The organism is Reyranella sp. (assembly GCF_036558665.1).
Taxonomy (GTDB): Bacteria; Pseudomonadota; Alphaproteobacteria; order Reyranellales; family Reyranellaceae; genus Reyranella.
Genome location: NZ_DATBFE010000069.1, coordinates 1 through 23,638, shown reverse-complemented (window position 1 = coordinate 23,638; position 23,638 = coordinate 1). Strand labels below are relative to the sequence as shown.

The 23,638-nt window shown below is 66.4% G+C and carries 22 protein-coding genes; 11 read left to right on the top strand and 11 right to left on the bottom strand.

The features are described 5' to 3' along the window. From VH499_RS10915 to VH499_RS10900, 4 genes are all read right to left on the bottom strand, one after another. The coding region (locus VH499_RS10915; protein WP_332052757.1) for a CoA transferase at nt 1-1,164 on the bottom strand (1,164 nt) is incomplete at its 3' end. A gap of 158 nt (nt 1,165-1,322) precedes the next feature. Next, the gene (locus VH499_RS10910; RefSeq protein WP_414709774.1) at nt 1,323-1,973 is read right to left on the bottom strand and encodes a DUF2848 domain-containing protein; all 651 of its coding nucleotides are present in this window, start codon (nt 1,971-1,973) and stop codon (nt 1,323-1,325) included. 38 nt (nt 1,974-2,011) lie between these two features. After that, nucleotides 2,012-2,815, bottom strand: coding sequence for a putative hydro-lyase (locus VH499_RS10905; protein WP_332052755.1), 804 nt, complete (start codon nt 2,813-2,815; stop codon nt 2,012-2,014). Nucleotides 2,816-2,824: 9 nt separating this feature from the next. Then, nucleotides 2,825-3,577 carry an SDR family oxidoreductase gene (locus tag VH499_RS10900; protein ID WP_332052754.1) on the bottom strand — a complete coding sequence of 251 codons (753 nt, stop codon included), beginning with the start codon at nt 3,575-3,577 and terminating at the stop codon, nt 2,825-2,827. Nucleotides 3,578-3,837: 260 nt separating this feature from the next. Here VH499_RS10900 and VH499_RS10895 point away from each other — a divergent pair, with 260 nt between their 5' ends. The 5 genes from VH499_RS10895 to VH499_RS10875 all read left to right on the top strand — a co-directional run bounded on the left by VH499_RS10895 (nt 3,838) and on the right by VH499_RS10875 (nt 8,462). Further along, a complete protein-coding gene (locus tag VH499_RS10895) occupies nt 3,838-4,011 on the top strand; it encodes a hypothetical protein (protein WP_332052753.1) in 174 nt (57 codons plus the stop codon). Between the two features lie 72 nt (nt 4,012-4,083). Continuing rightward, a complete protein-coding gene (locus VH499_RS10890) occupies nt 4,084-6,078 on the top strand; it encodes a protein kinase domain-containing protein (protein ID WP_332052752.1) in 1,995 nt (664 codons plus the stop codon). 37 nt (nt 6,079-6,115) lie between these two features. Beyond that, nucleotides 6,116-7,057 carry an NAD(P)-dependent oxidoreductase gene (locus VH499_RS10885; RefSeq protein WP_332052751.1) on the top strand — a complete coding sequence of 314 codons (942 nt, stop codon included), beginning with the start codon at nt 6,116-6,118 and terminating at the stop codon, nt 7,055-7,057. Nucleotides 7,058-7,222: 165 nt separating this feature from the next. Continuing rightward, the gene (locus VH499_RS10880) at nt 7,223-7,948 is read left to right on the top strand and encodes a DUF882 domain-containing protein (protein ID WP_332052750.1); all 726 of its coding nucleotides are present in this window, start codon (nt 7,223-7,225) and stop codon (nt 7,946-7,948) included. 4 nt (nt 7,949-7,952) lie between these two features. Next, nucleotides 7,953-8,462: an O-acetyl-ADP-ribose deacetylase gene (locus tag VH499_RS10875; RefSeq protein ID WP_332052749.1), complete on the top strand. Its 510-nt coding sequence runs from the start codon at nt 7,953-7,955 to the stop codon at nt 8,460-8,462. Here the strand turns inward: VH499_RS10875 and VH499_RS10870 are convergent. Further along, nucleotides 8,434-9,009: a DUF924 family protein gene (locus VH499_RS10870; RefSeq protein WP_332052748.1), complete on the bottom strand. Its 576-nt coding sequence runs from the start codon at nt 9,007-9,009 to the stop codon at nt 8,434-8,436. The two genes, VH499_RS10875 and VH499_RS10870, sit on opposite strands and share 29 nt — an antisense overlap. A 41-nt stretch (nt 9,010-9,050) precedes the next feature. Here VH499_RS10870 and VH499_RS10865 point away from each other — a divergent pair, with 41 nt between their 5' ends. Continuing rightward, on the top strand, nt 9,051-10,619 hold the full coding sequence (locus VH499_RS10865) for an alkaline phosphatase family protein (RefSeq protein ID WP_332052747.1): 1,569 nt from the start codon (nt 9,051-9,053) through the stop codon (nt 10,617-10,619). Nucleotides 10,620-10,623: 4 nt separating this feature from the next. Here VH499_RS10865 and VH499_RS10860 read toward each other — a convergent pair whose 3' ends face one another. Further along, nucleotides 10,624-11,292 carry a glutathione S-transferase family protein gene (locus VH499_RS10860; protein ID WP_332052746.1) on the bottom strand — a complete coding sequence of 223 codons (669 nt, stop codon included), beginning with the start codon at nt 11,290-11,292 and terminating at the stop codon, nt 10,624-10,626. An 84-nt stretch (nt 11,293-11,376) separates the two neighbouring features. Here VH499_RS10860 and VH499_RS10855 point away from each other — a divergent pair, with 84 nt between their 5' ends. Continuing rightward, complete coding sequence (locus VH499_RS10855) at nt 11,377-12,756, top strand: leucyl aminopeptidase family protein (protein ID WP_332052745.1); 1,380 nt, start codon at nt 11,377-11,379, stop codon at nt 12,754-12,756. An 11-nt stretch (nt 12,757-12,767) separates the two neighbouring features. Beyond that, on the top strand, nt 12,768-13,286 hold the full coding sequence (locus VH499_RS10850; protein WP_332052744.1) for a hypothetical protein: 519 nt from the start codon (nt 12,768-12,770) through the stop codon (nt 13,284-13,286). 118 nt (nt 13,287-13,404) lie between these two features. Here VH499_RS10850 and VH499_RS10845 read toward each other — a convergent pair whose 3' ends face one another. The 5 genes from VH499_RS10845 to VH499_RS10825 form a co-directional block, all read right to left on the bottom strand. After that, on the bottom strand, nt 13,405-14,343 hold the full coding sequence (locus tag VH499_RS10845) for a glyoxylate/hydroxypyruvate reductase A (RefSeq protein ID WP_332052743.1): 939 nt from the start codon (nt 14,341-14,343) through the stop codon (nt 13,405-13,407). A gap of 9 nt (nt 14,344-14,352) precedes the next feature. Then, nucleotides 14,353-15,963 carry an ABC transporter ATP-binding protein gene (locus VH499_RS10840; RefSeq protein ID WP_332052742.1) on the bottom strand — a complete coding sequence of 537 codons (1,611 nt, stop codon included), beginning with the start codon at nt 15,961-15,963 and terminating at the stop codon, nt 14,353-14,355. Then, complete coding sequence (locus VH499_RS10835; protein ID WP_332052741.1) at nt 15,960-16,979, bottom strand: ABC transporter permease; 1,020 nt, start codon at nt 16,977-16,979, stop codon at nt 15,960-15,962. The genes VH499_RS10840 and VH499_RS10835 overlap by 4 nt, the downstream gene beginning before the upstream one ends. After that, on the bottom strand, nt 16,976-18,085 hold the full coding sequence (locus VH499_RS10830; protein ID WP_332052740.1) for a microcin C ABC transporter permease YejB: 1,110 nt from the start codon (nt 18,083-18,085) through the stop codon (nt 16,976-16,978). Before VH499_RS10830 ends, VH499_RS10835 begins: the two co-directional genes overlap by 4 nt. Before the next feature lie 143 nt (nt 18,086-18,228). After that, nucleotides 18,229-20,082, bottom strand: a complete 1,854-nt coding sequence (locus VH499_RS10825; RefSeq protein ID WP_332052739.1) for an extracellular solute-binding protein — start codon at nt 20,080-20,082, stop codon at nt 18,229-18,231. A gap of 174 nt (nt 20,083-20,256) precedes the next feature. Here VH499_RS10825 and VH499_RS10820 point away from each other — a divergent pair, with 174 nt between their 5' ends. From VH499_RS10820 to VH499_RS10810, 3 genes are all read left to right on the top strand, one after another. Then, on the top strand, nt 20,257-21,183 hold the full coding sequence (locus VH499_RS10820) for a glycine/sarcosine/betaine reductase selenoprotein B family protein (RefSeq protein ID WP_332052738.1): 927 nt from the start codon (nt 20,257-20,259) through the stop codon (nt 21,181-21,183). An 85-nt stretch (nt 21,184-21,268) separates the two neighbouring features. Continuing rightward, on the top strand, nt 21,269-22,459 hold the full coding sequence (locus VH499_RS10815) for a CoA transferase (RefSeq protein WP_332052737.1): 1,191 nt from the start codon (nt 21,269-21,271) through the stop codon (nt 22,457-22,459). A 156-nt stretch (nt 22,460-22,615) separates the two neighbouring features. Next, nucleotides 22,616-23,497: a protein-L-isoaspartate O-methyltransferase gene (locus VH499_RS10810; RefSeq protein WP_332052736.1), complete on the top strand. Its 882-nt coding sequence runs from the start codon at nt 22,616-22,618 to the stop codon at nt 23,495-23,497. Nucleotides 23,498-23,638 lie beyond the last annotated feature (141 nt).

Here is a 23,638-nt window from a genome sequence, read left to right as displayed (position 1 = left end):
GATGCCGCCGCGGGCGAAAAGGGCGTCGATCTCGGCCGGGCTGAAGTCCAGCTCGCGCAGGATGTCGGCGCCGTGCTCGCCGACATGCGGCGCGTGCTGCTGCGGCGGATGCTCCGACGCGCGCGGCAGGCCGGGGATGTTGGCAACGGGAAGGCGGCCGAAGCCTTCCTGCTCGATCCAGTCGACGGCGCCCGATTCCTTGACGTGCGGATGGTCGAGGTAGTCGGTGTAGTTGTTCACCCGTTCGCAGAACACGTCCTTGGGCTGCAGGATCGCGATCCATTCCTCGGTGGTCTTCGAGGGCATGGTTTCGTTCAGCGCCTTCACGATCCTGGCGGCATTGCTGATGCGGCCTTCATGACTCTGCAGATCAGGGTCGTTGGCGACATCGTGGCGGCCGATCAGCTCGAACAAGAGCCGGAAGTGGTGCGGCCGCATGGCCGACACCATGATGTAGCCGTTCTTCGTCTTGTAGCTGCCCGCCGGCATGTAGAGCGGCGGCGGCGGCCCGCCGGAGAATACCCATTCCATCAGCTTGGCGCCCTGGTAGGCAGCGGCCGAACGCATCAAGCTCGAATCGATGAAGCAGCCCTCGCCGAAGCGGAACTGACGCATGATGGCAGGCGCTAGAGCCTGGAACGTATAAAGACCCGTCGTTACATCGACTGCGATCATGCCCTGCCGCCAGGGCGTACCGTCCGGCATCTTGTTCATTACCATCATGCCGGAGAAGGCCTGGATCAGCCCATCGACGGTCGGACGCTTCGCAAACGGGCCGGTCTGGCCGAAGCCCGATACCGAGCAATAGACGACCCCGGGGTTGATCTTCTTGAGATTCTCGTAGCCGAAGCCCAGCCGGTCGATCACGCCCGGCCGGAAGCTTTCCATCACTACGTCGGCCTTGGCCGCGATCCTGTTCACCACCGCGATGCCGTCGGGCGACTTGAGGTCGAGCGCGATCGAGCGCTTGCCGCGGTTGAAGGCGACCGAATGGGCGCAGTGTCCGCCCTTCAATTCGCCGAGCGCGCGGCCCCAGTCGCCCTCGGGCGGCTCGATCTTGATCACGTCCGCGCCGTGCAGCGCCAGGAGCATCGAGGCATGCGGGCCCGCGACGCCCTGCGTGAAGTCGAGGACGGTCACTCCGTCGAACGCGCCTTTGACCATGGGTGCGAAGTCCTCCCGGCCGTGAACGTACGTTTACCCATGCGGCGCGATCAAGCCCGCTGGCGGCTGCCTTCCGGATCGCGGGCGCTCATGAGCGAGATGCTCGCGGTCGCAAAGATCCATGCGTTGTTCCGGACTGCGAGCCTCCGGCTCGAAGATCACATGACGACCGGAAGTGCCCTGACCTCGTAGCCGTGGCGGAGCTTGCGGCCCAGCATCGGATCCTCGAGCTCCATCTCGAAGCGCGGCGAAGAGCGAATGGCGCCGAACGTGGTCAGCGTGCCGCAGAACATCGCGACACCGGCCGGCAGCCTCCGGTCGCCGCCGCGCCAGGCCGCCACCAAATCGCGCGGTGCGCGAATCCTGGCGAGCGGCCCTTCCTGGTAGAGCACGCGCTTGCCCTCGTCGTGCACGAAGCTGCGGAGCATCAGCCGATCCCAGTGCGGCTCGACCTCTTCGAAGCGCCAGGCGGTGCGGCCGATCATCTTCGGGCAGATCTGCTTGGCGATCGCCACGCCGTAGCTTTCGACCTTGCGGTCGGTGTGGTCGGCGCCGAGCGTGACCCATAGTCGGTCGGCCGCGCCCACCAGCACCGGCTCGACCTCGCCCGAGGTGTCGTCGCCCAGCACCTCAACCTTGTCGGCCTGCGTCAGCAGGCTCGCGGTTACGCGATAGAAGAGCGGCACCTTCGACGGCGGCTGCACGCCGATCGCCTTCAGCTCCTCGATGTGATGCTCGAGCGCGGCGACGTCACGGCCGGTCCAGCCGGCGATCACCAGCTCCTCGATTTCGACAACGACCTTTTCCACGCCGCCTCTGGCGTGGCCCTCGAAGGCGAGGGCGACCATCAGAGAACGGCGAGGCGCGCGTTCAGAAGGTCGGTCACCAGCATGTAGCCCGGCGCGTGGGTGATGCAGAACTCGGGCTTCACCGTCGCCACGACCGATTGCGGTGTGACCCCGCAGGCCCAGAACACCGGCAGCTCATCGTCGCGCACCGGGACGGCATCGCCATAGTCGGGCCTGGCGATGTCCTTGATGCCGATCAGCTCTGGCTTTCCGAGATGGACCGGCGCGCCGTGCACCGAGGGAAAGCGGGTCGTGACCTGCACCGCACGGATCGCATCGGCCGGCCGGAACGGCCGCATCGACACCACCATCGGTCCATGGAACGGACCGGCCGGCGCGCACTGGATGCTGGTGCGATACATCGGCACGTTGCTGTTGCAGGTCTGATGGCGGAGCTCGAGCCCGTTCTCGATCAGCGCCTCCTCGAAGGAGAACGAGCAGCCAAGCACGAACGACACGAGATCGTCGCGCCACACCTGCTTGACGTCAGTGACCTCCTCGACGAGCTCGCCATGCTTCCAGATGCGATAGCGCGGGATGTCGGTGCGGATGTCGAGATCTTCGCCCAGCATTGGCAGGCGCCAGTCGCCGGGCTCGGACTGGCCGAGCAGCGGGCAGGGCTTGGGGTTGAGCTGGCAGAAGCGGGCGAAATCGGCCGCCAGCGCCTTGGGCAGGATGGCGAGATTGCCCTGCACATAGCCCGGCGCCATGCCGGCGGTGGGCAGGCGATGGCTTCCCGTTCGGATGCGCCGCCGCGCGTCGCGGCCGGTCTCGCCTTTCAAGTTGGTGATGGTGGTGTCCATGCAACTCTCCTACACGTGCTGGCCGCCGTTGATCTGGATCTCGGCGCCGGAAACGTAGCTCGCGCCCTTCTCGCACAGGAAGTGGATCACGTCGGCGACCTCGTCGGGCGTGCCGAGGCGGCGCATCGGGATCTGGTTCTCGACGATCTTCTCGGTGCCAGGCGAGAGGATCGAGGTATTGATCTCGCCCGGCGCGATCGCGTTCACACGAATGCCAAGCGGGCCGAAATCGTGCGCCATCTCGCGCGTGAGGGCGGCCAGCGCCGCCTTGGACGTCGCATAGGCCGAGCCGGCGAAGGGATGCACGCGGCTACCTGCGATCGAGGTCACGTTCACCACGGCGCCGCGCGCCGCCGAGAGCTCATCGATCAGTCCGCGCGCCAGCGCCACGGGCGCGAAGAAATTGACGTTGAACACCTGCCGCCAGAGGTCGAACGGCGTGTCGATGGCGCCGAGCCGCGTGCCGTTCGTGCCCTTGGGAGAGACCGCAGCATTGTTGACCAGCGCATCGAGTTTGCCTCCGGCGAGACGCTTGCGGATCTCCTCGATGCCGCGGCCGAGCTCGAGTGGATCAGCGAGATCGAGCTGCACGTGATTCTCGCCGCCGCTCGGCCACGGGCACAGCGCGCTGAAGGGCTGGCGCGAGATGGTGATGATGCGCCAGCCGCTGGCGCTGAACTTCTTCACCGTCGCATGGCCGATGCCGCGGCTGGCGCCGGTCAGCACCAGGGTGCGGGTATTGTCGTGCAGGGGCGCATTCATGTCCGACACAATACCTCGCACGGTCGACGCTCGGCCATCCCGCGGCCGCACCCCCGAGACAGGGCCTCGGCCGGCCAGGGCGTCGCGACTTGTCAGGATTACACCAGATTATTCACAATCCTTCTTAACGCATTGCTATTGCAATATTTTCCTTGAACAGCCTCCGTCCCTCGTTTATATATACCTGCGGCCGGGCCCATCCATATTTCGGGCTTAGGTCTGACTTTGATGACGTCTTTATTTCAGAGGGAATGTCCGCCATGACGGACCGACGGATAAGGCGGCAGCCGACGCCGCATTTGCACACGCGCCCGGCAACCATGATCACCGCGATCGGCCTTTGCCTCCTGATCATGCTGATGCAGCTCGTGCCGCAGCTGCAGACGGCACACACGCAGGCGGTGACGGCAACGACGCCCAACAGCGTTCGCTAGCCTGCTGCATGCGGCGTGTTGGAAGGGCGCAACAACGGCTTGTGCGCCCGGCCGCGAACGCGCATTTAGGGGGTGGACAAGCGCACCCCGATGAATCCCGACAACGTCCAGGCCCTGCCGATCGGCACGCAGCTCGGCGACTTCCGGCTCGACGTGATGATCGGGCATGGCAGCTTCGGTATCACCTATCGCGCGTTCGATACGCAGCTCGCGAAGATCGTCGCCATCAAGGAATATCTCCCGGTTGCCTTCGCCGTCCGCGAGGGCGGTCGCAAGGTCGTGCCACGCGGCGCGCGCTTCGCCGATGATTTCGCCTGGGGCCGCGAGCGCTTTCTCGACGAAGCGCGCGCGCTGGCGCGCTTTCGTCATCCGCACATCGTGCCGGTGCTGCGCTACTTCGAGGATAACGGCACCGCCTATACCGTGATGGAGTTCGAGGACGGCCGCAGCGTCGCTGAGCTGCTGCGCGAGCCGGGCCGGGGGTTGCCGCCCGACGACGTGCGCCGGCTTGCCGATGGCCTGCTGAGCGGCCTCGCGGCGGTCCACGCGCAGAACTTCCTCCATCGCGACATCAAGCCGTCGAACATCATCATCCGGCGGGACAGCGTGCCGATCCTGATCGATTTCGGCGCGGCGCGGTTGGCAATGAGCGGTCGCACGCACACGCTGACCGGTGTGCTGACGCCGCAATATGCGCCGATCGAACAGTACGCGCTCGAAGGCAAGCAGGGGCCGTGGAGCGACATCTACTCGGCGGCGGCGGTGCTGCATCACGCCATCACCGGGCGCACGCCACCGGAAGCGGCGTCGCGCGTCGGCGCCGATCCCTACCGTCCGCTGGCCAGGAGCGAGGCCGGCCGCTTCGACGACGCGTTCCTCGCGGCGGTCGATCGAGCGCTGGCCTTCGCCGGGAACGAGCGGCCACAGTCCGTCGCCGAATGGCGCACCTCCTTCGGCACCTCGCTGCCCTCGGCGCAGGATGCGCCGACGCAGCGCATGCCGGCGGCCACCGCGCCGCGGCTCGGGGGAGTCAATCGCGAGCGGCATGAGCCTCTTCGCGCGCCGCCGGCCGCACCGTCGAGGGCCGGTCTCTGGAGCGGCGTCGTCCTGATCCTGCTGGCCGGCGCCGCTGCGGCATGGTGGTTCGAGCCGGCCGTGCGCGATGTGCTCGCGTCGGCCACGCAAGGACAAACGCCATCCACGCCGGCCGCCTCCAGCCAAACGGCCTCGAGCGAGACGTCCCCGCCTCAGCACTCCGTGGCGCCGGCCGGGCCGGCGGCCCTGACGCCGGCGCCTGCCACGCCGTCGTCGGCGCCGCCCGATTCCGCTACCTTGCCACAACCGACCCCGATCAAGCCGACGCCGAGCGCGGCCGCGACGACCGCGCCTCTTGCCGATTCGCCGGAATCGCTGGCGCAAAAGGCACTGGTCGGTCAGGCCGAGCGCGAAGCGGCGCGGGCGCGGGCGGCCGCGGAAAAGGCGAAAGAGGCGGCAGATGCGGGCCGCGCATCGGCCGGCGAGGCGCGCATTGCCGCCGCGCGCGCCGCGCGGCCAGGCCTCGAGAACGCCGAGCGTCTCTCCTATCCGAACGGGGCGAGCTACATCGGCCAGACCGAGGCCGGTCAGCGGCAAGGGCTGGGGGTTGCGGAACTCGATACGGGCGAGCATCAGGCAGGCGAGTGGAAGGCCGATCGCCTGAACGGCCTCGGCACCGTCCGCCTGTCCGACGGCTCACGCTACGAAGGCCAATGGCGCGACGGCCAGTCGACAGGCCTCGGCGTGCGCGAGAAGCCCGGTGTGGAGCGGGCCGAGGGCAACTTCGTCGACGGCCGCCTCGAGGGACTGGGTGTGCGCCGGCAGATGACGTCACCCGGTCTCGTGCAGTCCGGCGAGTTCCATGCCGACCTGCTGGACGGCGTCGGAGTCGAAACGCTTGCCGACGGCGAGCGCTATGAAGGGGAATTCCGGGCCGGCAGACGCCAGGGATACGGCAAGCTGGTCAGCGCCGATGGAAAAGTCCGTCCCGGCCGGTGGGACAGCGGCAAGCTGGCCGAATCCGCGCGCTGAACAGCGTCATGGCACGATTTTCGCTCGGCGCGAGGCCATGCAGGCCTTCCCGCTCTTTTTCTCCCTGAACGATCGTCGGGTTCTGGTCGTCGGCGGCACCGACCATGCCGCGCGGAAAATCGAGCTGTTGCTGGCGGCAGGCGCGAAGGTGGCGGTCGTTGCCGAGACGGTGACAGGCGAGGTGGCGCAATTCATCGCCGAGCGCCAAGTGAACTGGGCTGGCCGCGGCTTTTGCGATGCGCAACTGGCCGGCGTGAGCCTCGTCTTCGTGGCGAGCGACGACGAGCCGTTGCAGGAGGCCGTCTCGCGAATAGCCCAGGCGCGCTCGGTGCCGGTGAACGTCGTCGACCGGCCGGCGCTGTCGAGCTTCCTCATGCCGGCGATCATCGACCGCGGCCTCGTGACGGTGGCGATCTCGACCGGCGGGACGGCGCCCGCGCTCGCGCGCAAGCTGCGGGCCGAGATTGAGCGGATGCTGCCGGCCGCATTGGGCCGCGTGGCGCGCTTCGCCGATATGTTCCGCGACCAGGTTCGCCGCACGCTGCGCGATCCGCAGGCACGGCGGCACTTCTGGGACCACGTGTTCGACGGCCGGGTGGCGGCCATCGCCCTGGCGGGCGACGAGACCGGCGCCCGCCGCGAGCTCATCCGTCTGCTCGATGCGGCGCGCAGCGCGGACAACCCGTTCGGCATGGTCCATCACGTGGATGCCGGACCGGGCGATCCCGACCTGCTGACGCTCAAGGCCCACCGCCTGCTGCAGCGGGCCGACGTGATCGTCTACGACCAGCTGGTGTCGCCGGAGGTCCTCGCCATGGCGCGGCGCGATGCCGAGCGCCTCTTCGTCGGCAAGCGAAAGGATTTTCCCTGTCTGGCAAAGGACGAGATCGATCGGCGGCTCATTGCTCTGGCGCACGCCGGGAAGACGGTCGTCTGGCTGCAGGGCGATGCTGCCGTCTTCGACCATTGTCGCGTGTAAATGCAAACGGTCACACGCGCAAATGGATAGGTAAATCCGTCGCCTTAGCCCTTGGCCGAAACGGATAATTTGCTTTGAGCCGGGCTCCGTCTCTGATAGAAGCTCATGTGGCAAAAATGCAACAACCTCGGGGCAGGGATGCGGAGTTTTGTGTTGAGTGTGGCGATGACCTTGGTGTTTGCCAGCGCCGGTTTCGCCCAGACCACCGCGACAGGCAAGTCCGAAACCACCATCCTTCGAGGCACTTCGAAGGCCAAGCCGGCCACTCATAAGCCGGCCCCCAAAAAGGTCGTTTCCGCCAGATCCGCGATCCACAAGACGGCCGCGGCCCAGACGACGCGCAAGGTGGCCGTCCATCGTGTGACGACACCGCAGAGCCTGCGCGGATCTCGCTATGGCGGTTTCGCTCCCTCGGCGCCGATCGAGCCGCCGCAACTCGATACAACCAGCCCGCGCTCGCTGGCCATGACCAACGTGAATTCGGGCGAAAGCATCAGCGTGACCTACTGGTCCGACGGCACCTACCATCGCGACGCGCTCGACAAGCTCAACCATTTCCTGCGCGACGTGAAGACCGGCGAGCAGACGGAAATGGATCCGCTGCTGTTCGACGTGCTGTGGCAGACCATGCAGGTCACCGGGTTCCACGGCACCGTCGAGGTGCTCTCCGGTTATCGCTCACCCGAGACCAACGCCTGGCTGGCGAGCGTCAGCGCCGGGGTGGCGCGCGACAGCCAGCACATGAACGGCAACGCGATGGACATCCGCCTTCCCGGCGTGCCGGTCTCCAAGATCCGGCAAGCGGCGCGGTCGCTGCAGATGGGCGGTGTGGGCTTCTATCCGCGCTCCGGCTTCGTCCATCTCGATACCGGCCCGGTCCGCTACTGGTAGCGCCGTGGCTCGCCTCGAGGTCATCGAAGGCGACATCACGCGGCTCGACGTCGACGCCATCGTCAACGCCGCCAACGAAAGCCTGTTGGGCGGCGGCGGCGTCGATGGCGCGATCCATCGCGCCGCGGGACCGGAACTTCTCGCCGAGTGCCGGACGCTGGGCGGCTGCCCGACGGGCGAGGCGAGGATCACCCGCGGCTATCGGCTGAAGGCGCGGCACGTCATCCATACGGTCGGTCCGGTCTGGGGTGGTGGCACGCGAGGCGAGCCCGAGCTGCTCGCCAGCTGCTATCGCAACAGCCTGGCGCTTGCCCGCCAGCACGGGCTTGCGAGCATCGCCTTTCCTGCGATCTCGACCGGCATCTATCGGTTCCCCCGCGAACATGCGGCCGCGATCGCCGTACGCGAGGTCCGCCAGCATGTCGCCGTCGAGCATGTGATCTTCTGCTGCTTCGACGGCGCGACGGCGGACCTCTATCGCATGGTCATTGGCCGAAGCGATCGGCCGTCTTGAGGTAGTCGAACTCCTCGGCCGTGCATTCGCGGCCCAGGACGTCGTTGCGATGCGGGAAGCGTCCAAACCGGGCGATGATGTCGCGGTGGCCAATCGCGTATTTGACGCTGTCCTCGCCGCCCAGCCCGGCGAACAGGGCACAGGCGAGCTCCTGATCGGCCAGCGCCTCGCTGTGCTGGAACGGCATGTAGAAGAAGAGCCGCATGTCGCGCGGGAACGCCGCCGGATAGAAGCGCGCGAGCGCGATGCGCGCCGTCGTGATCGCCTTGCCGTCGCCGCTGAACGCGCGCGCCGAACGGCGATAGATGTTGCGCGGAAACTGGTCACAAAGAAGGATCAGCGCCAGCGCCCCGTCGGGCGAACCGGACCAGCCGTCGAACTCGCCTCCGATCGCGCGTTCCAGCAAGGGGGCAAAGCGCGCGGCGATCTCGGCATCGAGCTCGGGCGTGCTCTTCCACCAGATCTCGCGCGGCTTCCCGTGGCCTGGATCGCCGAGCGGCAGGAACCAGCAGTTGAGGATGTCGCGGATGGACGAGGCGTCGGTCATGCGGCTTAGATAGGCGGTGTCGAAGAGGGAGGGAAGCCGGCGTGGGCAAGGTCCGCAACGTCCTGTTCATCATGTGCGATCAGCTGCGCGCCGATCATCTGTCCTGCGCCGGACATCCGCACCTCGAGACGCCGGCGATCGATGGCCTGGCAAAAAGGGGTGTTCTGTTCCCACGCGCCTACGTGCAGTCGGGCGTGTGTGGGCCCTCGCGCATGTCCTACTACACCGGCCGCTACATGACGAGCCATGGCGCCACCTGGAACCGTGTGCCGCTGTCGCTGCGCGAGAAGACGATCGGCGACTACCTGCGGCCAGCCGGCTTGCCTGTGGCGCTGGCGGGCAAGACGCATGTGCTGCCCGACATCGAAGGCCTGGAGCGCTACGGCATCGAGGGCGGTTCGGCTTTGGCGGCGCTGATGCGCGCCGGCGGCTTCGAGGAGCTCGACCGCTACGACGGTCATTCACCGCCGGGCAACGAAAGCGGCTACGCGGCCTATCTGCGCCAGCAGGGCTACAACTCCGACGATCCCTGGAGCGACTATGTGATCGCAGCCGACGGCCCCGACGGTGAGAAGCTCTCGGGCTGGCACATGCGCAACGCGCGGCGGCCGGCGCGCGTTGCCGAGGCGCATTCCGAGACCGCCTACATGACGCGCGAGGCCATGCGCTTCGTCGAGGAGATGGGCGAGAAGCCCTGGTTCCTGCATCTCAGCTACGTCAAGCCGCACTGGCCCTACATGGCGCCGGCACCCTATCACGCGATGTACGGGCCCAAGGACTGCCTGCCGCTCAATCGCAGCGAGGCTGAGCTCGTCGACCAGCATCCGGTGCTGGCAGCCTATCGCCGGCACGAGGAGTCTGACTCGTTCAGCCGGCCCGAGGCGCCCGAGATGGTGCGGCCGACCTACATGGGCCTCATCAAGCAGATCGACGATTGGCTGGGCCGGCTGTTCGCCCTGCTCGAGAGGCTCGGCCGGTTCGACGACACGCTGATCTTCTTCACCTCGGACCACGGCGACTTCCTGGGCGACCACTGGCTCGGCGAGAAGGAGATGTTCTACGAGGAGGCGCTGCGCGTGCCCTTCATCGTCTATGATCCGGACGCGTCAGCCGACGCGACGCGCGGCACGATCGACAACCGTTTCGTCGAGGCCGTCGATGTTGTGCCCACCATCCTCGCCGCGCTCGCCCTGCCGGCCAACGATCATCTCGTTGAAGGCCGCTCTCTTCTGCCTCTGCTGCGCGATGGCGGCGCGCCGGCGGATTGGCGCGATGCGGTGTTCTCCGAACTCGACTATTCCTTCCGCGAGGCGCGCCGCATCCTGAAGCGCAAGCCGCAGGAATGCCGCGCCATGATGGTGCGCACCGACCGCTGGAAATACGTCTGGTGGCAGGACTTCCGGCCGATGCTGTTCGATCTCGCCAACGATCCGCGCGAGCTTCGCGACCTCGGCGCCAACGATGCCTACGCCCACATCCGTCGCAAGATGGAAGGCCGGCTCGGCGCCTGGCTGAAGGAGCGCAAGAGCCGCGTCACCGTCGACGACGCCTACGTCGAGGCCCGCACCGCCACCCACAAGAAGCACGGCATCTTCTTCGGCGTGTGGTAGCGACTTAGGCCAACTCGTCTTTGGCGATCGACCAGGGTTCCTGCTTTGCCCCGTCGATCCAATCCCTCATCGCGGGATGGGCGAGAACGGTCTTGCAATAGGCCTCGGCATCGGCGTCGAGCGTCACGCCGTAGGTGCGAAAGCGGGTGACGACAGGCGCGTACATCGCGTCGGCGGCGGAGATCGGGCCGAACAGGAAGCCATCGTCCTTCGATGCCGCCTTCACAGAGCGCTGCCGGCATTCGCGCCAGAGGGCCGTGATGCGCTCGATGTCGGCGCGCACCTCGGGGGTCATGCCCCGGCCCGGCAAGGAGGCGCGGATGTTCATCGGCATGTGGGTGCGCAACTCGGCGAAGCCGGCGTGCATTTCGGCCGATATCGCGCGCGCATGGGCGCGCGCCCTTGTCGCTGCCGGCCACAGGCCGGCGCCGGGCCGGACCTCGTTGAGATACTCGGCGATCGCGAGCGACTCCCAGACCGCAATCCCGTCGTGCAGCAGCACCGGCACGCGGCCGGAGGGCGAATGCTTGCGGATTGTCGCTTGCGTTTCGGGCCGGTCGAGCGGCACCACGATCTCCTCCAAGTCGATGCCGGCGATCCTGGCCATCAGCCAGCCGCGCAGCGACCACGACGAGTAGTTCCTGTTGCCGATCACCAATGTGAACTGCGCCATGGCTGCTCCTGGTTGCCTCGCTTGCCAGCACGCCGGTTTGCCCGGCACTCTCGCCCGTTACACCCATTTCCGATGAGCCTGTCCATGCCGCTGCCCTTCGTCGATCGCACTTCGTCGTCCCTGCCGGTGCAATTCGTGGCCGCACCGAAATGGCGGAGCTGGCTCAGGGAGCAGGGCGCCGCCCGGCGGGGCTGGCTCGAATCGCTCGGTCTCGCCGGTGCGGCCGGCGACTTCGCGGTTCTGCCCGGCCGCGACGGCAAGGCGGTGGGTGCCGTGCTGGTGCTTTCGGCCACGCCGGATCTGTGGGATTTCGGCGCGCTCGCCACCCGGCTGCCGGCCGGCACCTGGCGGCTTTCCGACACTGCGCCGGTCTCGCCGACCGACGCCGCGGTCGCGATCGGCCTCGGCGCCTGGCGGTTCGACCGCTACCGCTCGAAGAAGTCCAAGGCCGGACCGAAGATCGTGTGGCCGCATGGCGCCGACAAAGCGCGGACGGCGGCCGTCGTCGACGCGATCTCGACGGCGCGCGATCTCATCACCACGCCCTCGTCCGACATGGGGCCGGCCGAGCTGGCGGCGGCGGCCGAGACGCTCGCGCAGAAACACAAGGCCAAGGTCAAAGTCATCATCGGCGGCGAGCTTTTGAAGCAGAACTATCCCATGGTGCACGCCGTCGGCCGCGCCAGCGCCCGCGCGCCGCGGCTGATCGATCTCACCTGGGGCAGCGAGAGCGATCCAAAAGTGACGCTGGTCGGCAAGGGCGTCTGCTTCGACTCGGGCGGCCTCGATCTCAAGCCGGCGAGCGGCATGCTGAACATGAAGAAGGATATGGGTGGGGCGGCCACCATGATGGCCGTGGCTTCCATGATCATGGCGACAAAGCTGCCGGTGCGACTGCGGCTCCTGGTGCCGGCGGTCGAGAACAGCGTTTCGGGCAATGCCTTCCGTCCGCTCGACGTGGTGCCGACGCGCAAGGGCATCACGGTCGAGATCGGCAATACCGATGCCGAGGGCCGGCTGATCCTGTGCGATGCCCTGCACGAGGGCGCCTCGGAGAGGCCCACGGTAATGATCGATTGCGCAACCCTCACCGGCGCCGCGCGCGTGGCACTCGGCACCGACCTGCCGGCACTCTTCTGCAACGACGACACGCTGGCCGGGCAGTTGGTGGCCGCGGGCAAGGAGGCGGCCGATCCGATGTGGCGAATGCCGCTGTTCAAGGGCTATCGTCGCCTGCTCGACAGCAAGGTGGCCGACATCAACAACGCGCCGGGCGTGGCCTTCGGCGGCGCGATCACAGCCGCCCTCTACCTGCAGGAGTTCGTGCCCGACGACGTGCCGTGGGCGCACTTCGACATGATGGCCTGGAACAACGCCACCCGGCCCGGCCGGCCGGAGGGTGGCGAAGCCCAGGCCGCCCGTGCCATCTTCACCGCGATCGAGACGCGGATCGCCAGCCATTGATGGAGGACGAAATGGCCTACACACTCGAACAGCTCGCCAACGATATCCGGGCGGCGCTGAAGGCCGATCCCGGGACCGGCGGCAAGCAGGAAGTCTGCAAGCTCGTCTCCAGGGTCCTGCTCGACCAGGCGTTCGTCGACAGGCATCTCACCGCCGAGCAGTGCAAGCCGCGCAAGGTGCTGTACGAGGACCCCGAGCTGGGCTTCTGCATCTGCGGCCATGTCTACGAGAAGCCGGCGCATGGCGAGCCGCACGATCACGGCTCGAGCTGGGCGATCTATGGCCTCGCGGTGGGTGACACGGAGATGACCGACTGGCACATCGTGAAGAAAGGCGACGGCGCCAATCCGACGCTGGTCGAAGCCGAGCGCAGCTACGTCCTGAAGCCGGGCGATGCTCACTTCTACGATGTCGGCATGATTCACTCGCCCAAACGGGATTCGCTGACCAAACTGGTGCGCATCGAGGGCGCCAATCTCGATCGCATCAAGCGCTCCAACATCAAGGCGGCGTCGAAAGTGATGGCTTAGACTCTTCCGTTCTTGCTCTCGTGCGTGTCATCCCGAACGGAGTGAGGGATCCTTCACCGCCCTGACCAAGGATCCCTCGCTTGGCTCGGGATCACACAGATATTCCGGGCTGCAAAGATCAATATCCCGTCTTCGGATCGACCAGATTGATGAGCGGCTGGCCGGCGCGCAGGCGCTTGATGTTCTCGATCACGCCCGGCGAGGCGGTGCGCGGGTTGGTGGCGCCGGCGATGTGCGGCGTCACGTGCACCCTGGGATGCGTCCAGTAGGGATGATCGGACGGTAGCGGCTCTGTGTTGAACACATCGAGCGCCGCACCGCTCAGATGCCCCGAGTCGAGGGCCGCCAGCAAGTCGGCGTCCACGACGTGGCCGCCGCGCGCCATGTTGATGAAATAGGCCCCCTTCGGCAGGGCCGCGAAGGTCGTGGCGTCGAGCAGGCCGCGGGTGTCGCGGGTGAGCGGCAGGACGTCGACCAGGATGTCGGTGCGCGCGAGGAAATTCCGGAAGCCGTCGGCGCCGTGGAACGTTCTGACATCGGGTATCGCCCTGGCGGTCCGGCTCCAGCCCGCGGTCGGGAAACCGAGCAGGGCGAATTTCCTCGCCGTGTCCTGGCCGATCGTTCCGAGGCCCATCACGCCGATGCGGCGATGGATGGTGTCGACGAATTCCTCCTGCTTCCACGCCCGCATCCGCTGCGAGTTCTCGTACTTGTCGATGTCGCGATGATGCCGCAGCGCCCAGTAGATCGCGTATTCGCTCATCTGGCCGACGAGCCCGTGGTCCATGATCCGGGTGATGGGTACGCCCCCGGGCAGCCTGTCGTCGGCCAGGAGGTGATCGACGCCCATGCCGAGCGACACGATCATCTTCATGTTCCTGAACGAGGCGAGCAGACCCGGCTTCGGCTTCCAAGCGAGCGCGACCTCGATTTCGTCGGTGTTGCCGAGACCGTCCGCCAGCGTGCGGTAGTCGATCGACCCCAGACCGGCCTCCAGCACCTTCTTCCAGGCGACGCCGTCGGTGTCGCGGCTGACATAGGCGATCGCTCCCGCCATGGTGTCCCTCTACGCTACCGTCTCGAGATTGAAAGCTGCGGCAATCAGGGCCCTGGTATAGGGCGTCTGGGGTCGACCGAACACCTGCTCGGCTGGGCCGCGCTCGACGACCTTGCCCTCGCGCAGCACCACGACCTCGTCGGCGAGCGCGCGCACCACCTTGAGATCGTGGCTGATGAAGAGATAGGCAAGCCGGTGCCGCGCCTGCAGGTCGCGCAGCAGGTCGACGATCTGCGCCTGCACGCTCATGTCGAGCGCCGACGTGGGCTCGTCGAGGACGATGAACCGCGGCTTCAGCACGAGGGCGCGGGCGATGGCGATGCGCTGGCGCTGGCCGCCTGAGAATTCGTGCGGATAGCGATCGCGGACGGCAGGATCGAGCCCGACCTCGCGCAAGGCCTCGTCGATCATCCCGGCGCGGTCGGCAGCGTTGCCGATGCGGTGCACCTCTAGGCCTTCACCGACGATCTCCGCGACCGTCATGCGCGGGCTGAGCGAGCTGAACGGATCCTGGAACACGATCTGCATCTCGCGGCGCAACGGACGGATGTCGCGCTGGCCAAGCGCCTGCAGGTCATGGCTGTCGAAGCGGATGCCGCCCTCGCTCCTTTCCAGCCGCAGCAGCGCAAGACCGATGGTCGTCTTGCCGGAGCCGGATTCGCCCACCAGCCCGATCGTATGGCCCTCCTTGAGCGCGAGGCTCACGCCGTCCACCGCCTTCACGTAGCCGACGGGCCGGCGCAGCACGCCGCGCCTGATGGGAAAGTGCACCTTGAGATCGTCGAGCCGGACGATCTCCGGCGCGGCAGGATCGACCTCGACCGGCCGGCCCTTCGGCTCGGCGGACAGGAGGTGCCGGGTATAGGCATGCCGCGGGCGTTCGAAGACCTGCGCCACCGGCCCCTGCTCGACGACCTCGCCCTGGGTCATCACGCACACCCGGTCGGCGATCTTTTGCACGATGCCGAGATCGTGGGTGATGAACAGCAGCGCCATGCCGTACTTCGCTTGCAAGCTTTTCAGGAGCTTCAGGATCTGCGCCTGGATGGTGACGTCGAGCGCCGTGGTCGGCTCGTCGGCGATCAGGAGGTCGGGCTCGTTGGCGAGCGCCATGGCGATCATGACGCGCTGGCGCTGACCGCCCGAGAGCTGGTGCGGATAGGCGTCGAGGCGCCTGGCCGCCTCGGGGATGCCGACCTGCTCGAGCAGCTCGAGTGTGCGCCGGCGGGCCGCTGCGCGCGACAGACCCTTGTGCAGGATCAGCGCCTCGTTCACCTGGCGTTCGATCGTGTGCAGCGGGTTGAGCGAGGTCATGGGCTCCTGGAAGATCATCGACACGCGGTCGCCGCGTACCGCCAGCAGGTCGCGTGCCGGTGCGCCGACCATCTCCCGGCCCTGGAAGCGAATCGAGCCGCTCGGATGACGGGCCGTCGGGTAGGGCAGGAGCTGCAGCACCGAGAGCGCCGTGACCGATTTGCCCGAGCCCGACTCGCCCACCAGCGCGACGGTTTCGCCGCGCCGGACCTCGAAGCTCACGCGCTTCACCGCCTCGACCGCGCTGCGGCCGGCGCCGAACGTCACCGAAAGATCGCGCACCTCGAGCAGGGCCGGTTCGCTCATGCCGCCACCTTGCGCGGGTTGAAGGCGTCGCGCACCGCCTCGCCGATGAACACCAGCAGCGCCAGCATCAGCGCGATAACGAAGAAGGCGGTGAAGGCGAGCCACGGCGCGTTGAGATTGTTCTTGCCCTGCAACACCAGTTCGCCCAGCGACGGCGAGCCCGGCGGCAGACCGAAGCCCAGGAAGTCGAGCGAGGTGAGGGTGGTTACGGACCCGGCCAGGATGAAGGGCAGGTAGGTGAGACTGGCGGTCATGGCGTTGGGCAGGATGTGCCGCATCATGATGCGCACGTCCAGCATGCCGAGCGCGCGTGCCGCCCGCACATAGTCGAAATTGCGGCCGCGCAGGAACTCCGCCCGCACATAGCCGACCAGCGCCATCCAGCTGAAGAGAAGCATGATGCCGAGCAGGATCCAGAAGCCGGGCTGGACCAGGCTCGCCAGGATGATGAGCAGGTAGAGCGTGGGCATGCTCGACCAGATCTCGAGGAAGCGCTGGAAGGAAAGGTCGACCCAGCCGCCGAAATAGCCCTGCACCGCGCCCGCGACGATGCCCACGATCGAGCTCAGGATCGTCAGCGCGAGGCCGAACAGGACGGAGATGCGAAAGCCGTAGATCACGCGCGCCAGCACGTCGCGCGCCTGGTCGTCGGTGCCCAGCGGATGGGCGAGCGAGGGCGCCAACAGGGAGCTGCGATGCTCGCTCTCGACGATGGTGTCGTAGCCATAGGGGATGGCCGGCCACAGCATCCATCCCCTGGCCGAAATCGACTGCCGGATTTCCTTGTCTGTGAACACGGCATTGGTCGGCAGGTCGCCGCCGAAGGTCGTCTCCGGATAGTCGTGGAAAACCGGCATGTAGAACTTGCCGTCGTAGCGCACCAGGATCGGGCGGTCGTTGGCCAGGAACTCGGCGAACAACGACAGGAAGAACATCGCGCCGAACAGGACGAGCGAGATCATTCCACGGCGATTGGCGCGGAACTGCAGAAGCCTGCGCCGCGTGACGGCTCTCATGCGCCGCGGGTCGCGAAGTCGATGCGTGGATCGACGACGGTGTAGACGAGGTCGCCGACGATGTTCATGACGAGGCCGATCAGGCCGAAGAAATAGAGCGTGCCGAAGATCACCGGATAGTCGCGGTTGATCGCCGCCTCGAAGCCCAGCAGGCCGAGCCCGTCGAGGGAGAAGATCACCTCGGTGAGCAGCGAACCGGTGAAGAGCGCGCTCACGAAGGCGGCGGGAAAGCCCGCGATCACGATCAGCATGGCGTTGCGAAAGACGTGACCGTAAAGCACGCGGCGTTCGACCAGGCCCTTGGCACGGGCCGTCATGACGTACTGCTTGCCGATCTCGTCGATGAAGGAGTTCTTGGTCAGGAAGGTGAGGCCCGCGAAGCCGCCTACCACCATCGAGGCGATCGGCAGCACCATGTGCCACAGATAGTCGGCGATCCTGGGAACGAGACCGAGGCTGTGCCAGTCGTCGGACACGAGGCCGCGCAGCGGGAACCACTGGAAATAGCGGCCGCCTGCGAACAGCACGACGAGCAGGATGGCGAACAGGAATCCGGGAATGGCGTTGAGGACGATCAGGAAGGTCGAGCTCGAGAGGTCGAACCGGCTGCCGTCGCGGACGGCCTTGCCGATCCCCAGCGGAATCGACACCAGATAGACCAGCAGCGTCGTCCACAGACCGAGCGAGAGCGAGACCGGCATCTTGTCCAGCACCAGATCGACCACGCGCCGGTTGCGGAAGAAACTGTCGCCGAAGTCGAAGACGGCATAGTTCCGGATCATGAGCCAGAAGCGCTCGTAGATCGGCTTGTCGAAGCCATACATCTTCTCGATGCGCTTGATGAGCTCCGGCGGTAGGCCGCGCGCACCGCGATAGGCGCTTTCGCCGCCTCTACCTTCCTGGTTCTGTCCGCGCTGCATCATCTCGCCGCCGGACGAGCTTCCCGAGAAGCGCTCGGTGGCGCCCACGGCGGTGCCCTCGATCCGCGCGATCATCTGTTCGACCGGTCCGCCCGGCGCGGTCTGGATGATGAAGAAGTTCAGCACCATGATGCCGAACAGCGTCGGCACGATCAGGGCCAGGCGCCGCAGGATGTAGGCGAGCATTTAGAAGACGCGCATCATATTCCTCTCCCCCCTATAGGGGGAGAGATTAGGTGAGGGGGTGATGCACCGCCTTCGACGCCCCCTCACCCGCCCTTGCCCCCTGGCGGGGGAGAGGAGGAAGAGAGAACAGGGCGACGGCTCGGTCACGTCTTCTTCTCGTCGCGGCTGGTCAGCGCGCGGTCCCTGGCCTCGTCCACCCACCAGCTGTCGAAGGCGAGGGGCTCGTACTTGGCGGTCTTGGCCGGACGGCCGAAGCGGTTCCAGTAGGCGACCAGCGCCTTGCCCGAGTAGAATTGCGGGATCACGAACATGTGCCATGACAGCACGCGGTCGAGGCAGCGCGTGCTCGTGATCAGGCTTTCGCGATCGGGCGCGGCGATGATCAGATCGACGAGCTGGTCGATCGCTGGATCCTTGATGCCGATCGTGTTGCGCCCGCCCGGAATGTCCGCGGCCTTGGAGCCCCAGAAGTCACGCTGCTCGTTGCCCGGCGACAGCGACTCGCCCCAGACGTCGATGACCATGTCGAAATCGTAGTTGTCGGTGCGACGCTGGTACTGCGATGTGTCGACCGTGCGAATCGTCATGTCGACACCGATGCGGTCGAGATTCTGCTTCACCGGCAGCGCCATCTTCTCGAACGCCGCGTCGTTCAGCAGGATCTCGAAGGCGAGCTTGCGCCCGTTTCTGTCGGTCATCTTCCCGTTCTTGATCTCCCAGCCCGCCGCCTTCAGGAGCGGGATAGCCTGGCGCACCTGCTCGCGGATGTTGCCCGAGCCGTCGGTCTTGGGCGGATCGAACTCGGCGGTGAAGACTTCGTCGGGGATCTTGGCGCGCAGGGGCTCCAGGATTTTCAGTTCAGCGGGGGACGGGAGGCCCTTGGCCTCGAGCTCGCAATTGCCGAAGTAGGAGCGCGTGCGCTGGTAGAAGCCGTAGCTCAGATTCTTGTTCTGCCATTCGAAGTCGTACATCAGGCCGATCGCCTGACGCACGTTGCGATCCTTGAACATGTCGCGCCGCGTATTGAAGACGAAGCCCTGCATCGGCGTCGGATTCTCATGCGCGATCTCGGCCCGCTGGATGCGGCCATCGGCGACCGCCGGCAGATCCTTGTAGCCGATCGTCCAGTTGCGGCCCGAATTCTCGCGACGGATGTCGGTCTCGCCGCCCTTGAAGGCCTCGAAGATGATGGTGTTGTCGCGGTAGTAGTCGTAACGGAGCGTATCGAAGTTGTTGCGGCCGCGATTGAGCCACAGATCCCTGGCCCACCAGTCCGCCACGCGGCGATAGGTTATGGAGCGCCCGACGTCGAAGGTGTCGACCTTGTACGGTCCGCTGCCCAGCGCGGGCTCGAGCGACACCTTCTCGAAATCCTTTCCCTGCCACCATTTGGACGGCAAGATTGGCAACTGGCCGAGGATCAGCGGCAGCTCGCGGTTCTTGTCGTTGCGGAACGTGAAGTGGACCTTGGCCTCACCGGTCTTCTCCGCCTTAAGCACGTCGGCATAGTAGGCGGCGTAGTTGGGTTTGCCCTTGCTCTTCAGGATGTCGAAGCTGAAGACGACATCCTCCGGCGTGACGGGAGTGTTGTCGTGCCACCTTGCTTGCGGCCGCAGCGTAAAGGCGACCCACGAGCGATCGTCAGGCCATTCGATCGTCTCGGCGATCAGGCCGTAGACCGTGAAGGCCTCGTCCGGCGATTGGCGGCACAGTGTCTCCCACAGGTTTCCGATGCCGGCGGCGGGCACGCCCTTCAGGGTGAAGGGATGGAGCGAATCGTAGGTGCCGAGGGCGCCGAACTTGACCGCGCCGCCCTTGGGCGCGTCGGGGTTGACGAACTCGGGCGGCCCGGCGTCGGCAGGATATTTCGGCTCGCCATGCATCGCCATGCCGTGGCCGACATTGACTTTCGACGTACTCTGCGCCCGCAGGTTCGCCGGCGCGCCGACCCAAAGAGCTGCGCCGCCCGCCAAAATGCCGCGCCGTCCGATGGCCATGCCCTGCACTCCAATCCGGGAGTTTCCCCGCGTTATATAACGCGTGCGAGTTGGGCCGCACTATGGCTGCGCATCGCCTGCGGCGGCGTGGCTCGGCCACCACCACCACCACCACAGCATCGGTCAGCGGAAACGCCGGTTTGACTTCGACTGCCGCTCGCCTAGGGTTCGCCCATGGCCGATACTACGGATTTCGCCCCCGATTTCGACGCGCCGATCGAGTACATGCGGCGCACGCGCGAGTACTATCTGGCGCTGGGCTACGACAACCCCTACCGCTGGGCGCACTATGTCGATGCGCCGTTCCAGCCGCTTGGCAAGCCGCTCAACGAGAGCGTGCTGGCGCTGATCACCACCGCGGCACCTTACCGGCCCGACAAGGGCGACCAGGGGCCGGGGGCGGCCTACAATGCGGCGGCGAAGTTCTACACGGTCTATTCGGGCGACACCGCGGCCGATCACGACACGCGCATCAGCCACATCGGCTACGACCGCAAGCATACGACGGCCACGGACAGCAACACCTGGTTCCCGTTGCCGCTGATGCGAGAGTTCGCGGCGCAGGGCCGGTTCAAGCTGGCGCCGCACTTTCACGGCGCGCCGACCAACCGCAGTCAGCGGGTGACGATCGAGACTGACGCGCCGGAGATCCTGGCGCGCTGCCGGCAGGATCAGGTCGATGCCGCCCTCCTGGTGCCCACGTGACCCGTCTGTCATCAGACCGTGAGTCTGACGGCCCGATATCTCGAACGAAACGGCGTCCCCACCGTCATCATGGGAGCAGCGAAGGACATCGTCGAATGGGCGGGCGTGCCGCGTTTCCTGTTCAGCGATTTTCCGCTCGGCAATTCCTGCGGCAAGCCGCACGAGCCGGACACGCAGCGCTTCACGCTCGACCTTGCGCTCAAGGTGCTGGAGCGCGCGCCCGGTCCGCGCACAACAGTGCAGTCGGCGCTGCGCTGGAACGGAGACGGTGAGTGGAAGCAGGACTACAACAATCTCGCGCGCATGCCGGCCGAGGAAGTGGCCCGTCGCCGCGCCGAGTTCGACAAGGTGAAGCAGGTGGCGCTCGACCAGCGCAAGCGGGCCGGAGTGGCTTGATGGTTCATCCGAGTGCGCAATTCCAGTTGCGCTCACGGGATGCCGCCGAAGGCGCGATGAAGCGCCACTGGAGTGGCGCGCTTCCATGAAACCGTTCGTCGGCGTCAAGATCCTCGACTTCACACGCGTGCTGGCGGGGCCTTATGCCTCCTACCAGCTCGCCCTGCTGGGCGCCGACGTGATCAAGGTCGAAGCGCGCGACGGCGACGAGATGCGCTTCGGCAGCCGCGCCAACGACTGGGAGAAGCGCGGGCTCGCCGCACCCTGGGTCGCGGTCAATGCCGGCAAGCGGTCGATCACGCTCGACCTCAAAAAGCCCAAGGCGATCGAGATCATCAAGCGTCTGGCCGCGAAGGCCGACGTGGTGATGGAGAACTTCCGCCCCGGCGTCATGAACAAGCTCGGAATCGGCTACGAGGCGCTCAAGCCGGTCAATCCGCGGCTGATCTACTGCGCGGTGTCGGGCTTCGGCCAGGTCGGACCGGCGGCCAAGACCGCCGCTTTCGACGGCATGATCCAGGCCATGTCGGGCCTGATGTCGATCACCGGCTTTCCGGCCAATGGTCCGACGCGGGTGGGCTTTGCCGGCGCGGACGTGATGTCGGGTGCCACGGCGGCCTTCGGCGTGGCTTCGGCGCTCTACCAGCGCACCCATACCGGCAAGGGCCAGCTCGTCGATGTCGCCATGATCGACGCGGTGATGGCCTATCTTGCCCAGCAATTCACCGAGCACATGATGACCGGCCGGGTCCACGAACAGGCCGCCAATCTGTCGGTCACCAGGAAGCCGACCGGTGACCTCTTCAAGACCAGGGACGGCTGGATCGTGCTCGCCGTCATGACCGATCCGCAGTTCCAGCGGCTGATGAAGACCCTGGGCCGCGAGGATGCGCTCACCGATCCGCGCTTCGTCGACTGGCCGACCCGCATCCAGAACAACAAGGTTCTGCATGAGATCGTCGAGGAGGCGCTGAAGAAGGACACCTCGGCGACTTGGGCCGAGCGGTTTGCCAGGGCGGATGTTCCTGCGGGGCGGGTCCTCACCATCCCCGAGACCGCCCAGCTCGACCTCTTCCGGCACCGCACAGTGCTGCAGGACGTCGATACCGAACATGGCCCGATCCGTATGGTGGGGTCTGGCTTCCGGCTGGAGCATGGCGGCGGATCGGTGGATCGGCCGCCGGCCAGACTCGGCCAGCATACCGACGAGGTCTTGGGCGAAGCCGGCTACACCGCCGCTGAGATCGCCGAGATCAGGGGAGCCGAGGTGGTCTAGGGAGACAACCCAGGGCCTGCGGACGTCCCGATCGACTGTCGCAGGACAGTCTGCCGCGTGGCCATCGGACTGGCAAAGCCGCCACAATTCCCGTATTTAGTCGCCGTGCGGCTGCCCCTTTCCCCCTCTGCCCGGGCACGCGCCAAGGAGGACATCTTGAAGAGACGCGACTTCGTCTCCGGCACGGCGGCCTTGGCCGCGTCCAGCGCCGTTGCCAGTCTGGTTTCGCCGGCCTTTGCCGCCACCATCAAGCCCTATAGCTGGGACCTCAATCCCCCGACCGACACGCGCGACCATTTCATCGAATGGGGCAAGACCCGGGGCGAGGATCCGTTTTTTCTCGGCGAACGCTGGGATCGGTTCCAGGCTTTGCTTCGCAACAAGGATCTGTGGAGCGCGCCCACGATCCGCGCCTTTCTGCTCACACCGCGCGAGGAGTTTGCCTCGGTCAGGCCGCAGATCTACAAGCATGCCTACGACCACGCCTTCCTCGATATCGGCTACGGCGTCACCATGTCGGGCCCGCACCTGCAGGGCCGCATGACCAACGTGCTCGAGGTGAAACGCGGCGACAAGGTGCTGGAGATCGGCACCGGCTCGGGCGTGCAGTCGGCCTACATCGCCAACCTGACGGAGAACGCCTACACGATCGAGATCATCAAGCCGCTTGCCGAGCGCACCCGCGCGCTCTATGACAAGCTGATCGACAAGGGCTACACCGAGTACCAGCACATCAAGAGCAAGGCTGCCGACGGCTACTACGGCTGGGAAGAGGCCGCGCCCTTCGACAAGATCATCGTGACCTGCGGCATCGACCATGTGCCGCCGCCGCTCCTGCAGCAGCTCAAGTCGGGCGGCCTCATGGTGATCCCGGTCGGCCCGCCAGGTGCGCAGCGCGTGCTCAAGATCGCCAAGCTGCAAGGCGCCGACGGTTCGATCACCACGACGCGTGAGGATATCTACGGCGGCAAGATCGTGCCGTTCGTGCCCTTCACCAAGCTCGAAGGCGACAAGATCGTCGGCACGCACAACCGCTGAACACGCGGGGGCGCGCCGCTCCGGTGACGCGTTTTCTCACGGATCATGATTGCGCCATTTGACTGGTGCGCAGCAGGAGACCTGCCCCCTTGAACGTCTCCGTCGATCTCGACCGGCGTCCTCCGCTCTCCTTCTACCTCT